This window comes from Streptomyces sp. NPDC029152, from assembly GCF_055564355.1.
This window is the reverse complement of sequence record NZ_JBVHWR010000013.1, coordinates 87,176-98,700: the sequence shown is the minus strand read 5'-3', so window position 1 is coordinate 98,700 and position 11,525 is coordinate 87,176. Positions and strand designations below refer to the sequence as shown.

Sequence of the window (11,525 nt, the reverse complement as noted above, 5' to 3'; positions counted from 1 at the left end):
GGCCGTCCACGGGTACGGGCCCGTGGACGGCCTCGTCGTCTTTGAGGCGAAGGGGGGCTCTAGCGCTCCGGCCGGTCACCGCCCCGCTCACGCCCGAAACCGAGCTGGTCCTCGGTCTTCTGCTGCGCGGCGTCGACCTGCTTCTCGTACTTGCCGCCGGTCCTCTGGTTGACCTGGCGTTCGGCGGTGTCGGACATCTTCCGGGAACGGTCCTTGTCCTTGCCCGCCATGCTCTTCATCTTGTCGAGGAAGCCCATGCGGCGCTCCTTCCGAGACGTGACTCACTCTCGACCGTACGACAGGTATGTCCCGCATGCCCAGTAAGGCCCCCTATGGTCTGAACCTCTGCCTCGCTACGGTGGTGGGCGAACAGCAAGGAGAGGGGTGCGCATGAGGCGGCGCAGCAGGATCCGTACCGCAGGGGCCGCGGTCGCGGCGCTGACCCTGGCCCTGGTCACCGGATGCGAGAGCCTGGAGGACGGCGGGACCTCGTCGTCGGGGTCGTCGGAGTCGTCGGACAGCGGTACCGGGGCACCGGCCGCGGGGCACGCCGTCAGTCCGCTGCGCAACCCCGACGGCACGGGACCCGGACTCGCCCCGGTCACGGGCGACGCCGACCGGTCCGCGGCCCGCAAGCTCATCGAGGGCCTGAAGACCAAGGGGCGCGGCCCCAGGACCGGTTACGACCGGGACGAGTTCGGTTACGCGTGGATGGACACCGCCGACGGGGTGCCGCTGGCGAGGAACGGCTGCGACACCCGCAACGACGTGCTGCGGCGCGACGGCGAGGACGTGCGCTTCCGGTCCGGCTCGAACTGCGTGGTCGTCGCCATGACGCTGCACGACCCGTACACCGGCACGACGATCGAGTGGCGCAAGCAGAAGGCGAGCGAGGTCCAGATCGACCACGTCGTGCCGCTGTCGTACAGCTGGCAGCTGGGCTCCTCGCGCTGGCCGGAGAGCAAGCGCCGGCAACTCGCGAACGACCCGCTCAACCTCATCCCCGTCGAGGGCCGGGCCAACTCCGCCAAGAGCGACTCCGGGCCCGCCACCTGGCTCCCCCCGAGCAAGGGCGTCCGGTGCGCGTACGCCGTCCGGTTCGCCCAGGTCGCCGACAAGTACGAGCTGGCGGTGACCGCACCGGACCGGGAGGCGATGCTGCGCCAGTGCGGCGGCTGAACCGGGCCGCACGCACGGCCCGCCGGGAAAACCGGTGTGCCGGGCGCGCCGCCCCGCCTACGGTGAGCCCATGGAGCTGACCGTTTCGAACCTCGCCGACCGTCCCGGCATGGCGGAGCGCGTCCTCGGCATGGCCGACAGCTGGCCGGCCTTCGTGGTCAACGACCTGGCGGGCAACGCCCACTACCCGCGGATCGCCGCCGAACTCCCCGAGTACGTGCAGTTCGCCGAGGACGAGCACGGTGAGGTCGTCGCCCACGCGCACAGCGTGCCCTTCGCCCTCCACGCCGAGGGACGCGGCACGCTGCCCGCCCGGGGCTGGGACGAGGTCCTCACCTGGGCCTTCTGCGACCTGCGGCACGGCGTCGCGCCCGACACCGTCAGCGCGGTCTCGGTCGTCGTCGCCCCGCACGCCCAGGGCGGCGGGCTGTCCGCCAGGATGCTCACGGCCCTGCGCGACAACGCCCGCGCCCGGGGCTTTCGCGAGGTCGTCGCCCCGGTGCGCCCCAGCGCCAAGCACCTCGAACCGCGCACCCCCGTCGAGGAGTACGCGCGCCGCCTGCGCCCCGACGGTCTGCCGCACGACCCCTGGCTGCGCGTGCACGCCAGGGCCGGCGCCGCCTTCGACTCGGTGGCACCGGCCTCGATGACCGTCGCCGCGTCACTGGAGCAGTGGCGCGGCTGGACCGGGCTGCCCTTCGACGCCGCCGGGGACGTCGAGGTGCCCGGCGCCCTGGTCCCGGTGCGCTGCGAACCGGAGCGCGGCTACGCGGTGTACGTCGAGCCCAACGTCTGGATGCGGCACCGGCTGTGAACGCGGCCCCTCCCGGGCGGCGGCCGGCGGCTCAGCCGGTCAGCGCGTCCAGGTCGAGGACCTCCCCGGCGGGTGCCTCGGCGTCCACCGGCTCGTCGTAGTCGCCGAAGGCGAGGGAGCCGGGGTCCTCCTCGGACGAGCTCTCGAAGCGCAGCAGGTAGGGCTTGCCCTCGGTGGCGACGTACAGCGTGTTGCGGTCCGCGCCGTCCTTCTCGTGCAGGACGATCGCGGGCGTGCCGTCGACGGTGGTGGTCCCGCCGCGGGTCACGTCCGTGCTCCTGGAGTCCTCGGCCTCGTCCAGCATCGTGTCCAGGTCGCAGAAGGCCGTCACGTCCTTGGCGTCCTGGCCGGTCGCGGACATCTTGGTCCACCGTCCGGCCAGCAGCGCCACGGCCGCGTCGGTGTCGGCCTTCGGCTCGCCCTCGCTCTGCGCCCGCAGGAAGCGCTCGTCGTACTTCATGTAGAGCGTGTCGCCGGTCTTGATCAGCTCGGCCTCGCCCTGCCCGTCCAGGCTCATCGTGCCGGCGCACTCGCCCTGCCGGTCCAGGGCCATGTCGATCCGTATGGTGCCGCCGCTCTCGTCGTCGGGGACGTCGCCCTTCAGACGCAGCGAACGCGCCCCGGTGGTGGCCTCCAGGGCCCGGTCGGAGATCTCGTCGCCGGTCAGCCCGGCGAACGGCTCGGCGGGCGTGGACGCCGCCCTGGCCGCGGGTGTGGAGGCCGGCGTGGCGGGGGCGCCTTTCCCGTCCTGGCCGGACTGGCAGCCGGTGAGGCCTGCGGTGGCCGTCGCCAGGAGGCAGAGGGCGACGAGCGTGGTGCGCCGCATGAGGGCTCCTTGAGGGGGTGACGAGTGGACTCGGCGGTACGGCGGGTACGACGTACGACGGTCCGGTGGTTCGGTGGTCCGGTGGTTCGGTGGTCCGGTGGGGCAGCGGATCGGCGGGCCGGCGGGTGCGGTGCTGCGGCGGGTCAGCCGGTCTTCTGCCAGTCCGAGCAGCCGACCGTCTTGAAGTAGGCGTCCGAGGCGCTGATCCGCACGACCGCCGTACCGGACACGTTGTCGTTCGCGATGATCGACTCGAGCGAGTGGTCGGCGTCCTTGGCGCGCTCCCAGTAGCACATGTCGTCGGTGTTGCCCGTGGACTTGTAGGTGCCGGGGGCGATGTCGGCACCGACCGCGAACATGCCGCCGTTCCCGGACATCTTCGAGGCGGGAGTGCCCTGCGCCTTCGGGTCGACGGTCTCCCAGTCGCCGCAGCCGTTCGTCTTGAAGAACTTGTCGGTGGCCTTGACGGTGACGTAACCGGTGCCGGTCACGTTGTCGTTGGCCAGCAGCGAGTCCAGCTCGCCCGAGGCGTCCTTGGCGCGTTCCCAGTAGCACATGCCGTCCGTGTTGCCGGTGGTGCGGTAGGTGCCGGGCTTGACGTCCGAGCCGACCTCGAAGTCGCCGTCCCCCTCGAACGCGGCCTTCTTCTCGGCCTTCGCCGAACCCGCGTCCTTCTTGCCGCCGGACTGCTGCTCCGCGGAGGCCGAGGACCCCTTGCCGTCGGAGCCGCCGTCCCCGTCGCCGCCGGAGTTCGCCGAGACGGCGGCGATGACGGCGATCCCCACGACGGCGCCGAGCGCGACCTTGCCCTTCATACCCATGACTGAGTCCCCTCCCTGAGGCGACCGCTTCCTGACGCGGTCGTCCGTTGGCGAGGTCAATGAGACCAGAGCTTGTGAACCGAGTCAACCGTGTTCACGGAGGAAAGCGGGTGCACAACCGTGAACGCGCTTCTCCGGGCGGTCTCGGTATGCTCAGTCGCCACACACGGGACGAGGGGAGCCGCGCGGGTGCAGGACAACGCGACAGAAGTGACCGCCGCCGGAATCGCGCGGCTGGCCGGCGTCGGCAGGGCCGCCGTGAGCAACTGGCGCCGTCGGCACGCGGACTTCCCCAAACCCGTCGGCGGCACCGAGACCAGCCCCTCCTTCGCCCTCGCCGAGGTCGAGGAGTGGCTGCGCGCCCAGGGCAAACTCGCCGAGGTCCCCCTGCGCGAGCGCGTCTGGCAGCAACTCGCCGGCCACCCCGAAGGACCGGTCACGGCCCTCACCCACGCCGGCTGCGTCCTCCTGCTCATCCACGACCGCCCCACCGACTGGCTGGACATGAGCGCAGGCTCCGACGAGCGCCTCGTCGCCCTGCTGCCCGCCGCCCTCGACCAGGTGCTCGCCCGGCGCTTCGGCGCCGACCCGGGCCGCACCGTCGCCACGCCGGTCGCCCCCCGGCTGCTGCCCTCCGTACCGCTGCTGCGCGGCGCCGCCGAACTCGCCGCGGGCCAGGGCGCCCGCCAGACCTACGAGTTCCTGCTCGGCCGCCACCTCGACGCCAACCCGCGCCAGTACACGCTCACCCCCACGCCCCTCGCCGAGCTGATGGCCGAACTCACCGGCCCCGCCCGGACGGTGCTCGACCCCGCCTGCGGCGCCGGCGCCCTGCTGCGCGCCGCCGACCCCCGCCCCGACCAGCGGCTGTACGGCCAGGACAGCGCCGCCGAGCTCGCCGCCCTCACCGGACTGCGGCTCGCCCTGAGCACGACGGCCGCCGTGCGCATCGCCGCCGGCGACACCCTGCGCGCGGACGCCTTCCCCGAGCTGCGCGCCGACGCCGTCCTGTGCCACCCGCCGTTCAACGAGCGCAACTGGGGACACGGCGAACTCGCCTACGACACCCGCTGGGAGTACGGCTTCCCGGCCCGCACCGAGTCCGAACTGGCCTGGGTGCAGCACGCGCTGGCCCGCCTGACGGACGGCGGCACGGCCGTCCTCCTCATGCCGCCCGCCGCCGCCTCCCGCCGCTCCGGCCGCCGCATCCGCGCCGGCCTGCTGCGCCGGGGCGCGCTGCGCGCCGTCGTCGCCCTGCCGGTCGGCGCGGCACCCCCGCACAACATCCCGCTCCACCTGTGGGTGCTGCGCCGGCCCGAGAAGGCGCCCGCACAGCCGGAGGTACTGCTCGCCGACACGGGGCAGTTCGCCGGCGAGGGGCGCGGCGGACCGGACTGGCGGGCCGTGCGGGAGGCCGTGCTCGACGCGTGGCGGGACTTCGACCGCGCCGGACACCTCGACGAACGCCCGGGCCTGGCCCGTTCCCTGCCCGTCATCGAACTCCTCGACGACGACGTCGACCTCGCCCCGGCCCGCCACCTGCCGCCGCCCGCGGCCGCCGACGGCGCCGAACAGCTCACGGACGTGCGCGAACGCCTCGGCGAGACCCTGCGCCTGGCCGCCGGCCTCACCCCGCCGCCCGTCGGCACCGCACCGGCCGCGCCCCGCTGGCCCCTCACCACCGTCGGTGAACTCGCCCGCGGCGGCGCCCTGAAGATGCGCACCGGCACCAACGGCGGCCACGCGCGCGTGCCCGTCCTCACCGACCTCGACGTCCTCGCCGGCACCGCCCCCTCCGGCACCCTCCCGGAGGGCGACGAGGAACCCGTGCTCACCGAGCCCGGGGACGTCGTCCTGCCGGTCCTCGGCGGCGGCTCCGTCGCCCGCGTGATCGACGACGCCACCGCGGGCGCCGCCCTGGGACGCCACCTCGTCCTGCTGCGCCCCGACCCGGCCGCGCTGGACCCCTGGTTCCTCGCCGGGTTCCTGCGCGGCACCGCCAACAACCGCCAGGCCAGCAGCTACGCCTCCACCGCCACCCGCCTCGACGTGCGCCGCCTCCAGCTCCCCCGGCTCCCGCTCGACGCGCAGCGCCGCTACGGCGCCCGCTTCCGCGCCCTCGACGACTTCGAGCGGGCGCTCAGGCAGGCGGGCCGCCTCGGCGAGCAGCTCGTACGCGGCATGTACGACGGCCTGACGGACGGCACGGTCGCCCCCGACTGAGCCCCGGAGGCGGGAAGTGACCAGCACGACAACGGTTCGGTACAACCCGGGGCCGGTTGTCCGTGTCGGCCTATACGCTCGATGCCGACAACGTCGGTCCCCGTCCCAGGTACCAGGAGCAGCCATGCATGGCCACGGCTACCCGCAGCCGGTGAAGCAGCCACCCCCGACGGGCTGGCTGGTCCTCCTGCGCGTGCTGTTCGTGGCCGTCTCGGTCCTCAGCCTCGGCATGCTGGCCTGGTCGATGCTGCTGCGGCTGGCCATCGTCACGCGCAAGGCGCTGGACTGGGGCCTGTTCGTGGCCGCGATCGCCGCGGACGTGCTCGCGCTCTTCCTGATCGGCACCGAACCCGGCGACGAGATCCACACCGCGGGCGGCTGGACGGGCATGGCCCTGCTGTTCGGCACGCTCGTGGCGGCCATGGCGTACTACCTGGCGGCCGACGTCCGCCACTTCCACCAGCTCCGCTACGGGACCGGTCACGCGCCCGGGCCGGTCCCGGCGCCGGGGTACGGCTACCCGCAGCCCCCGGCTGCGCCGTACACCGCCACCACCGTCCCGCAGGCGGCCCGTCAGCCGATCGCGCCCCACCCCCTGCACACCCCGCCCCCGATGCCGCCGGTACCGACGCCGCCGGCCCAGGCCCCCGCGCCGGCCCCCGTCCCGCCGCACACCCCCGCCCCCGCCCGCATCGACCAGGTCCGCGCCGAACTCGACGAGCTCAGCGACTACCTCCGCAGGCACGACGGCAACGGCGGCGGCAGCCACGAGGGCGCGAGGTGACCGTGGCGACAGGACGGGTCGTCGCCGGCCGCTACGAGCTGTCCACGCTCATCGGACAGGGCGGCATGGGCCAGGTCTGGACGGCCTACGACCAGCGGCTCGACCGGCGCGTCGCGGTGAAGCTGCTGCGCCCCGACAAGGTGGCCGGCCAGGAGGCCGACGAACTGCGCCGCCGTTTCGTGCGCGAGTGCCGGGTGACCGCACAGGTCGACCACCCCGGCCTCGTCACCGTGCACGACGCGGGCAGCGAGGGCGAGGAGCTGTTCCTCGTCATGCAGTACGTCGACGGCGCCGACCTCTCCGACCACCTCGCCGAGCACGACCCCTACCCGTGGCAGTGGGCGGTCGCGGTCGCCGCCCAGCTGTGCGCCGTCCTCAGCGCCGTGCACGCCGTGCCGATCGTCCACCGCGACCTCAAGCCGCGCAACGTGATGGTGAAGCAGGACGGCACCGTCACCGTCCTCGACCTCGGCGTCGCCTCCGTCATGGACGCCGACACCACCCGCCTCACCCACACCGGCACCCCCATAGGCTCGCCCGCCTACATGGCCCCCGAGCAGGCGATGGGGGGCGCGGTCGGCCCCTACACCGACCTGTACGCACTCGGCGTCCTCCTGCACGAACTCCTCAGCGGCGACGTGCCCTTCGCCGGCTCCACCGCCCTCGGCGTGCTCCACCGGCACCTGTACGAACCGCCGCTGCCCGTGCGCCGCGTCCGCCCCGAGGTCCCCGAAGCGCTCGAAGCGCTCGTCCTGCGCCTGCTCGCCAAGGACCCGCAGCACCGCCCCGCCTCCGCCCAGGAGGTGTACGAGCACCTCGCGCTGCTGCTGCCCGCGCGCGGCATGCCCACCGGCGGCCCCCTGGACCCCACCCGCCCCTTCGTGCGCCCGCACGCCCCCTGGCCCGACCGTGCCCGCACCCCCGCGCCCCAGCCCGCCCCGGCCCCACCCGTCGCCGAGGCCGGGAAACCGGACGTCGCCCGCGCCGTCGACGACGTCAAGCGCCTGCTCGGCGAGGGCCGCATCACCCAGGCCGTCGACATCCTCGGCGCGATCCTGCCCGCCGCCGCCGAACAGCACGGCGAGCGCTCCCCGGTCGTGCGCACCCTGCGCAAGCAGTACGCCGCCACCCTCATGGACGACGGCCAGTACCGCCGCGCCCTGCCCGAACTGCGCCGCCTCGCCGACGAACGCGCCGCCGAGGCGGGCCAGGCAGACCCGCAGTCCCTGCGCCACCGCTACGACGCCGCCCAGTGCCTGGAACAGCTCGGCGAACCGGCCGCCGCCCTCGCCGAGTACCGCGCCCTGCTGCCGTACTACGAGAACCAGTACGTCGCCGGGGACCCCGACCTCGCCCACGACGTCCGCCGCCGCATCGGCCACCTCCTCCTCGCCCTCGGCGACCGTGCCGCCGCCCACGAGACCCTGGCCCGCCTCCTGCACGACCTGGAACGCGCCCACGGCCCCGGCCACCCCCTCGCGGCCGAGGTCCGGCGCACCCTCCAGTGGCTCGGACAGGTGCGCGGCTAGTTCTCACCGCCTCTTTCCGCGCCGGGGAGACCCGCGCGTCCCCGAGAGCCGCACCGGCCCGCCCGACACCTTCGGCGGCGCGGCGGTGCCCGAAGTCCCCGTGAATCGTTGGTCGAATGGGTTGGCCAAAGCCGGGCCACTGCCTACCATCGATCACCGCAAGACTTTGTGCACCGTCGCACAATCTCCACCGGGAGGTTCACTTGCACCGCCGCCGTCGCACCGCGCTCCTCCTCACCGCCGCGATCGCCGCCGCGGCGCCCCTGCTCACCGCCTGCGGGAGCGACGCGCACCCCGGCGCGGCCGCCGTCGTCGGCGACCAGCGGATCACCGTCGCCCAGCTGGAGAACCGGGTCGACGAGGTGCGCGACGCACAGCGGGCCGCCGTCCCGGACGACACGCAGTACCAGCAGGTCGTCGCCCGCACCGGCACCCTCACCCGCGACACCCTGCACGGCATGGTCCTCGACCGGGTGCTGCAGCGCGCCGTCCAGGACGCGGGCGTGACCGTCACCCGCAAGGAGGTCCAGCAGATGCGCACCGGCCTGGAGCAGCAGGCCGGCGGCGCCGAGCAGCTGGAGATCGCCTGGCTGCAGCAGTACGGCGTCGCCCCCGAGCGCCTCGACGAGAACCTCCGCATCCAGCTGGAGGCGCAGAAGCTCGCCGAGCACCTCGGCACCGACACCAGCCGCCCCGAGTTCTGGCAGGCCCTCTCCGAGGCGTCCCGGCAGCTCGGCGTCGACCTCAACCCCCGCTACGGCACCTGGGACGTCCAGAAGAGCAGCCGCGTCGACGCCGGGACGCCGTGGGTGCGGGAGGTCACCGCGGCCGGGAACCAGCAGCCCGCGTAACGGTCCCCGCGCGGGCCGGCCTCCGGGGACGACCCGCGGCCCGGCCCGCACCGTGCGTTACGTTCGGATCGTGAACGCAACCACCGCCGACCCCGCCCCCGGCACCGCCCCCGACCCGGGCCGCATCGTCCTTCTCACCACCAGCCACCGCGTCGCCCCCGGCCTGCTGTCCTGGCCCGCATGGCAGGCGCTGCGCACGGCCGACCGCGTGCTGTGCGCCGACGCCGCGCACCCGCAGCTGCCCTACCTGCGCGAGGCGGGCGTACGGGTCGACGAGGCGTCCCCGGCCGCCGAGGAACTGGTCGGCGCCTGCGCCGGGGGCCGCACGGTGGTCGTCGTCGCGACCGGCGAGGGCGAGCCGGCCCTCACCGACGGCCTGGCCCGCCTCGCCGGCTCCGGCAGGGTCTCCATGCCCGAGCTGGAGCTGCTCCCCGCCTCCTACGACCTGCCCGGCGCCCGCCTCCTGGACCTCGTCCAGGTCATGGACCGCATCCGTCTGGAATGCCCCTGGTCCTCGCAGCGGACCCACGAGGGCCTGGCCAAGTACGCCATCGAGGAGGCCTACGAACTCGTCGAGGCCATCGAGGACGGCGACCGCGACGAACTGCGCGAGGAGCTCGGCGACGTCCTCCTCCAGGTCGTCTTCCACGCCCGCATCGCCGAGGAGGACACGGAGGCGCCGTTCTCGGTCGACGACGTCGCGGCCGGCATCGTCGCCAAGCTCGTCCACCGCCACCCGCACGTCTTCGGTGAGGAGACGGCGTCCACGCCGGAAGAGGTCAGGGAGCACTGGCTGCGCACCAAGGCGGTGGAGAAGCGGCGCACCTCGGTCACCGAGGGCGTCCCCCTCGGCCAGCCCGGTCTGGCCCTCGCCGCCAAGCTGGCCTCCCGGGTGCGCACGGCGGGCCTGGAGGTGCCGCTCCCCGCGGGCGAGGGCATCGGCTACGAACTCCTCGCCCTCGCGGCCCGGGCCGAGTCCGAGGGCACGGACCCGGAAGCGGCCCTGCGGGCGGCGGCCCGGGCCTACCGGGACGCGATCAGGGAGGTCGAGGCATGACCGGCCGCCCGGCCGCCCCCGGCGGCCCGGCCCCCGAGCTGTTCACCTGGGAGTTCGCGAGCGACCCCTACCCCGCCTACGCCTGGCTGCGCGAGCACGCCCCCGTGCACCGCACGACGCTGCCCAGCGGTGTGGAGGCCTGGCTGGTCACCCGGTACGCCGACGCCCGGCAGGCCCTCGCCGACCAGCGGCTGTCCAAGAACCCGGCGCACCACGACGAGCCCGCGCACGCCAAGGGCAAGACCGGCATCCCGGGCGAGCGCAAGGCCGAGCTGATGACGCACCTGCTCAACATCGACCCGCCGGACCACACCAGACTGCGCCGGCTGGTGAGCAAGGCGTTCACACCGCGGCGCGTCGCCGAGTTCGCGCCACGGGTGCAGGAGCTCGCCGACGACCTGATCGACCGGTTCGCCGCCACCGGCTCCGCCGACCTCATCCACGAGTTCGCGTTCCCGCTCCCCATCCACGCCATCTGCGACCTGCTCGGCGTCCCCCGCGAGGACCAGGACGACTTCCGGGACTGGGCGGGCATGATGATCCGCCACGGCGGCGGCCCCCGGGGCGGTGTCGCACGGTCGGTGAAGAAGATGCGGGGCTACCTCGCCGACCTCATCCACCGCAAGCGCGCCGCGCTGCCGGCCGAGCCCGGTCCCGGCGAGGACCTGATCTCCGGTCTCATCCGCGCCTCCGACCACGGTGAGCACCTCACCGAGAACGAGGCCGCGGCGATGGCGTTCATCCTGTTGTTCGCGGGGTTCGAGACCACGGTCAACCTCATCGGCAACGGCACGTACGCCCTGCTCACCCACCCCGGCCAGCGGGCCCGCCTGCAGGCGTCCCTCGCCGCCGGCGAACGCGGCCTGCTGGAGACCGGCGTCGAGGAACTCCTGCGCTACGACGGCCCGGTCGAGCTGGCCACCTGGCGCTTCGCCACCGAGGCGCTCACCATCGGCGGGCAGGACATCGCCCCCGGGGACCCGGTCCTCGTCGTCCTGGCCGCCGCCGACCGGGACCCGGAGCGCTTCACGGACCCGGACACCCTGGACCTCTCCCGCCGGGACAGCCAGCACCTGGGTTACGGCCACGGCATCCACTACTGCCTCGGCGCCCCGCTCGCCCGGCTGGAGGGGCAGACCGCGCTCGCCACGCTCCTCACCCGCCTCCCGGACCTGGCCCTCGCCGCGGACCCGGCCGAACTGCGCTGGCGCGGCGGGCTCATCATGCGGGGACTGCGCACCCTCCCGGTGTCGTTCACACCGGCGCCCCCGCCGCCGGGGCACGGCCCGTCGCCGACGCAAACATGACACGCGCTCACTTCTGTGATCTTCACGTGATCTGCGCGGCATGAACTTGTGACAAGCGATCATCTCCCTATACCTTCACGGATCAGCGTGGCGGCCGAGCGTCTTCCGCCGCGCCGTCCCTGCTGTCTCGTGAA

11 protein-coding genes are annotated in these 11,525 nt (G+C 74.0%); 8 read left to right on the top strand and 3 right to left on the bottom strand.

Features of this window, described 5'->3' with window-relative positions; translation table 11 throughout:
- Nucleotides 1-59 precede the first annotated feature (59 nt).
- Nucleotides 60-257 (bottom strand): antitoxin, encoded by a 198-nt coding sequence (locus ACZ4V6_RS26000; protein WP_467831804.1) that lies wholly within the window; start codon nt 255-257, stop codon nt 60-62.
- 133 nt (nt 258-390) lie between these two features.
- Between ACZ4V6_RS26000 and ACZ4V6_RS25995 the strand changes: the two genes are divergently transcribed.
- Nucleotides 391-1,179, top strand: coding sequence for an HNH endonuclease family protein (locus tag ACZ4V6_RS25995; RefSeq protein WP_467831802.1), 789 nt, complete (start codon nt 391-393; stop codon nt 1,177-1,179).
- 70 nt (nt 1,180-1,249) lie between these two features.
- The gene (locus tag ACZ4V6_RS25990; protein WP_467831799.1) at nt 1,250-1,993 is read left to right on the top strand and encodes an N-acetyltransferase; all 744 of its coding nucleotides are present in this window, start codon (nt 1,250-1,252) and stop codon (nt 1,991-1,993) included.
- Between the two features lie 31 nt (nt 1,994-2,024).
- Here the strand turns inward: ACZ4V6_RS25990 and ACZ4V6_RS25985 are convergent, their stop codons facing one another.
- Both ACZ4V6_RS25985 and ACZ4V6_RS25980 read right to left on the bottom strand, forming a co-directional pair.
- Complete coding sequence (locus ACZ4V6_RS25985) at nt 2,025-2,819, bottom strand: hypothetical protein (RefSeq protein ID WP_467831796.1); 795 nt, start codon at nt 2,817-2,819, stop codon at nt 2,025-2,027.
- A 143-nt stretch (nt 2,820-2,962) separates the two neighbouring features.
- On the bottom strand, nt 2,963-3,640 hold the full coding sequence (locus ACZ4V6_RS25980) for a hypothetical protein (protein ID WP_467831794.1): 678 nt from the start codon (nt 3,638-3,640) through the stop codon (nt 2,963-2,965).
- Nucleotides 3,641-3,829: 189 nt separating this feature from the next.
- Between ACZ4V6_RS25980 and ACZ4V6_RS25975 the strand changes: the two genes are divergently transcribed.
- From ACZ4V6_RS25975 to ACZ4V6_RS25950, 6 genes are all read left to right on the top strand, one after another.
- Nucleotides 3,830-5,863 (top strand): N-6 DNA methylase, encoded by a 2,034-nt coding sequence (locus ACZ4V6_RS25975; RefSeq protein ID WP_467831791.1) that lies wholly within the window; start codon nt 3,830-3,832, stop codon nt 5,861-5,863.
- Nucleotides 5,864-5,987: 124 nt separating this feature from the next.
- Nucleotides 5,988-6,647 (top strand): hypothetical protein, encoded by a 660-nt coding sequence (locus ACZ4V6_RS25970; RefSeq protein ID WP_467831788.1) that lies wholly within the window; start codon nt 5,988-5,990, stop codon nt 6,645-6,647.
- 38 nt (nt 6,648-6,685) lie between these two features.
- A complete protein-coding gene (pkaE, locus tag ACZ4V6_RS25965; RefSeq protein WP_467832015.1) occupies nt 6,686-8,176 on the top strand; it encodes a serine/threonine protein kinase PkaE in 1,491 nt (496 codons plus the stop codon).
- A 203-nt stretch (nt 8,177-8,379) separates the two neighbouring features.
- Complete coding sequence (locus ACZ4V6_RS25960) at nt 8,380-9,027, top strand: SurA N-terminal domain-containing protein (protein ID WP_467831785.1); 648 nt, start codon at nt 8,380-8,382, stop codon at nt 9,025-9,027.
- Nucleotides 9,028-9,097: 70 nt separating this feature from the next.
- Complete coding sequence (locus tag ACZ4V6_RS25955; protein WP_467831783.1) at nt 9,098-10,084, top strand: nucleoside triphosphate pyrophosphohydrolase; 987 nt, start codon at nt 9,098-9,100, stop codon at nt 10,082-10,084.
- Entirely contained in the window at nt 10,081-11,391 is a 1,311-nt protein-coding gene (locus ACZ4V6_RS25950) for a cytochrome P450 family protein (protein WP_467831781.1), read from the top strand. The genes ACZ4V6_RS25955 and ACZ4V6_RS25950 overlap by 4 nt, the downstream gene beginning before the upstream one ends.
- The last annotated feature ends 134 nt before the right edge of the window (nt 11,392-11,525 follow it).

Coding starts and splice junctions, on each gene's coding strand:
- ACZ4V6_RS25990 (WP_467831799.1), top strand. CDS start 1,250: ATGGAGCTGACCGTTTCGAACCTCGCCGACCGTCCCGGCATGGCGGAG.
- ACZ4V6_RS25985 (WP_467831796.1), bottom strand. CDS start 2,819: ATGCGGCGCACCACGCTCGTCGCCCTCTGCCTCCTGGCGACGGCCACC.
- ACZ4V6_RS26000 (WP_467831804.1), bottom strand. CDS start 257: ATGGGCTTCCTCGACAAGATGAAGAGCATGGCGGGCAAGGACAAGGAC.
- ACZ4V6_RS25995 (WP_467831802.1), top strand. CDS start 391: ATGAGGCGGCGCAGCAGGATCCGTACCGCAGGGGCCGCGGTCGCGGCG.
- ACZ4V6_RS25970 (WP_467831788.1), top strand. CDS start 5,988: ATGCATGGCCACGGCTACCCGCAGCCGGTGAAGCAGCCACCCCCGACG.
- ACZ4V6_RS25980 (WP_467831794.1), bottom strand. CDS start 3,640: ATGGGTATGAAGGGCAAGGTCGCGCTCGGCGCCGTCGTGGGGATCGCC.
- ACZ4V6_RS25950 (WP_467831781.1), top strand. CDS start 10,081: ATGACCGGCCGCCCGGCCGCCCCCGGCGGCCCGGCCCCCGAGCTGTTC.